General features: G+C 32.9%; 4 protein-coding genes. All 4 read right to left on the bottom strand.

Translation table 11 applies throughout. The features are described from left to right. Positions 1 to 79 precede the first annotated feature (79 nt). Entirely contained in the window at positions 80 to 457 is a 378-nt protein-coding gene (locus tag MOB01S_RS11970; RefSeq protein ID WP_066805839.1) for a hypothetical protein, read from the bottom strand. Between the two features lie 95 nt (positions 458 to 552). Continuing rightward, positions 553 to 1164 carry an Imm44 family immunity protein gene (locus MOB01S_RS11965; RefSeq protein WP_066805837.1) on the bottom strand — a complete coding sequence of 204 codons (612 nt, stop codon included), beginning with the start codon at positions 1162 to 1164 and terminating at the stop codon, positions 553 to 555. A gap of 147 nt (positions 1165 to 1311) precedes the next feature. Further along, positions 1312 to 1788, bottom strand: coding sequence for a hypothetical protein (locus tag MOB01S_RS11960; protein ID WP_066805835.1), 477 nt, complete (start codon positions 1786 to 1788; stop codon positions 1312 to 1314). Next, positions 1754 to 2018, bottom strand: a 265-nt coding sequence (locus MOB01S_RS12720; RefSeq protein WP_218016107.1) for a hypothetical protein, incomplete at its 5' end; no start/stop codon positions are given. The genes MOB01S_RS11960 and MOB01S_RS12720, both read right to left, overlap by 35 nt.

Here is a 2018-nt window from a genome sequence, read left to right as displayed (position 1 = left end):
GTTCCCCCCCCCCCCCCCAAGTGGCGTAGGTTGGGTTTTTGCTATCGCTCAACCCAACTCTACTGAGCTAGTCTACAAGCTAATCTTCAAAATTACCGATAAAAGTCAAATCATTATATAATTTATCAATACCATCTGGCAAAAATTCATAATTACAATAATAATACAATCTATTGCCACTATTGATACCCAATCTTTTAGATTGTTCAATAATTTCTTTATCTGTTTCTAGGGACTGTGTATCAGCCTCTGCAATTAGGTCATCTATTGAGATAATCTCATTATTTTCAGTAGAATAGTAACCAAAAAAATCAACATCTATATAACCTATTTCTTTTTCAATTTGGCTTTTTCCTTTGGATTTCTCAACACCGACTGTGTACTTTAGCCATTCATCTATTGGTTTATTGGAAAAACCCGCCCAAATAGCAATAGTGCCTTTTTTAAATTTAATCATATACAACCTCTCTTTGTATGATTTTTTGCAAAATCATTAATGATTTGTCTAGTGGCGTAGGTTGGGTTTTGCTATCGCTTAACCCAATCTACAGACTAATTTTTATTACCTGCTGGTAATGAGCCATTTTCTACTATATGATTGGCTTTGAGTTGATTAAGCAGTTCTGTATCGGACGCACCTTCTTTTGATAATTGGTCAGCCAATAGCATTCTTTGATAAAGCGATGTTTCATAAAAATTGTCTTCAAATACTGCATTTTTGATGTCTAAAATCCGTTGTTGAAATAAAGGCATAAATGCTTCAATATCAAGGTTATGTAGTCGTTTTTGGTATTTAATGAGCATCGCTTCTACATAAGTAAATATATCATCACACATCATCTGTCTGATGGCATCTTCAGGCAAATCCAAGTATTTATCCAAATCAAGCATCACATCCATACCTAAACGCTGGTCGGCTTTGGTAAATCTTGCATTAGATTTGTAGTTATATTGCTCAATCCTGTCTTTACGATATAATCTAACCACAAAAAAGAAACTGCGGTGATATTTATCCTCCTCCTGCACCTGATGAGATATTGACTCTTGCCATTTTGTATCATCAAGATTGTATGTAATATACCGAATTACTTTTAATTGAATGACATTATTTTCAAAATCTCTGGCATATTGTTGGTCATAACCACAGCTAAAAAATGTTCCCATATTTTATCCTTACTTAATTTATAAGTTAATGACAAGTCTTGTTGCCAGCCGGCAACTGACCGTGGGTGTTTCTGTAATTGTTTATCAAATTGGTTTCTTGCGTTCGGTCTTGTATTTTAGTGGCGTAGATTGGGTTTTTGCTATCGCTCAACCCAACCTACGAGCTAAAAAATCATTTATAAAATTTAGCCATAAGTCAGCTTCATCATTTTGTACCAAAGAAGAGTATCCGCTCCCAAAGATGTAATGAAGTGTAAACTCATAAAAATCCAAATTAGTATCAATAGATTTGAAATCGTCATCTACGGTCAATAATATTGTATTACTTGATTTATTAAAGAAAATTGGCTTATATAAAATTTGACCAACTTCGTATAAACAAACATTATTGTTAGGAACTCTATATTGTATTTGTGACAAAAAATCTTTATCCCAAATATCAATTATACCAAATCTTCCTCCATTAAATATCTCAAATATTTTTTGATGATCGGTTGCAATATCATTTATATTATTTGATGATAAAGGATCATTTATTTTGCAAAAAGTAATACTATCTGGATTTTCAGAGATAAAAACTTTGGTTTTTTCAACTAATGAGAATAAATATTTGTATGAATTCATAATATTGGCACTCTTCAAAATTAACCTTGATTTTAGTCCCCACGGGCAGATTTCTGATTTGAGGACGAATTTGTTGGGTACCAATATGCCAATTCGTGAAACTATCTAAAAATTTTAAATTATCGGCAGTATCTGGTCCTTTCAGTTGCAATTCCCAAATATGGTCTGGTTGCATTTTCTTGGTAATACGGTCAATTAACTTATTAGTGGCGTAGGTTGGGTTTCGCTTT

It is taken from the genome of Moraxella oblonga NBRC 102422 (assembly GCF_001598275.1).
Classification (GTDB): domain Bacteria; phylum Pseudomonadota; class Gammaproteobacteria; order Pseudomonadales; family Moraxellaceae; genus Moraxella; species Moraxella oblonga.
The sequence above is the reverse complement of the archived record's forward strand: the minus strand, read 5'-3'. Positions and strand labels throughout refer to the sequence as shown.

Coding starts and splice junctions, on each gene's coding strand:
- MOB01S_RS11965 (WP_066805837.1), bottom strand. CDS start 1,164: ATGGGAACATTTTTTAGCTGTGGTTATGACCAACAATATGCCAGAGAT.
- MOB01S_RS11960 (WP_066805835.1), bottom strand. CDS start 1,788: ATGAATTCATACAAATATTTATTCTCATTAGTTGAAAAAACCAAAGTT.
- MOB01S_RS11970 (WP_066805839.1), bottom strand. CDS start 457: ATGATTAAATTTAAAAAAGGCACTATTGCTATTTGGGCGGGTTTTTCC.